We start from the raw sequence: 825 nt of genomic DNA, 5'->3' as shown, positions 1-825 counted from the left end.
GCCCAGCGGTGAGGGGCGTCTGGAGTACGACGGTGATCTGCGAGCGTATGTTCCGGCGCTGATCGACATTGCTCCGGACGATGACAACGTGCGGGTCGGCGACTGGGTGCCGTTCGGCCGGCCGGCGAGGATCGTGCCGTATGCCGACCGGGAGTGGACCGATCTCGTGGACGGCAGCACGTTCCGGGACAGTGCCGTGGAGTCCTTCCCGCTGGTGAGCAACCAGAGCCGGCGCTATGGCCGCGGGTCGATAGCCGATCTGCTGCGGATGCGGGAACGGTATCTGCGGTCGTTCTTCGACATGCGGGAGCTGGCGCATGTGGTGCCCTTCGGCGATCGGGTCGGAACGCTCGAGACGGTGCCGGTGGGCCCGGTGGATCCGGCGGCCTACGCCTGGCTGAGTCATGGGAAGCCGGGTGGCCTGGAGCTGATCGCCGATGGCCGGAGGCGGATGCTGGACGCGGAGCAGGGTGGGCGGTATATCGCAGGGTTGCCCGAGGTGCAGGAGCTGCCCGACGGGTCTTACCTGCACCTGGAGGTGTGCTACGGCGCCACGGCCGGCGATCCGGGACGCCCCCTGCAGCAAGGTGATCCGGTGCCGCCGGTGGATGATCCGCTGGCGGAGTGGTCACTGGCCGACTGGACCGCGTACTACAGCAGGCTTGACGTCCTCGCAGCCACCAGAGCCATGGGCTTGGGGGAGGGAGGGCGAGTACTTTACGCGACTACCGGTGGCGTGCGTGGACGGATGGTCAGGGTTCGTCCGCTGCCGTTGGACGAGGAACTGGATGTTCTGGCCGTGGGGGCGGGGCTGCATGCGGGTCC

The 825-nt window shown here is 68.4% G+C and carries 1 protein-coding gene; it reads left to right on the top strand.

Features of this window, described 5'->3' with window-relative positions; translation table 11 throughout:
• Positions 1-825, top strand: an 825-nt coding sequence (locus EHS43_RS46990) for a hypothetical protein (protein ID WP_185806692.1), incomplete at both ends; no start/stop codon positions are given.

Source organism: Streptomyces sp. RP5T (assembly GCF_003933965.1).
In the GTDB taxonomy this organism is placed as follows: Bacteria; Actinomycetota; Actinomycetes; order Streptomycetales; family Streptomycetaceae; genus Streptomyces.
Note: the sequence above shows the minus strand (reverse complement) of the source record. Positions and strands in the feature narration are given on the sequence as shown.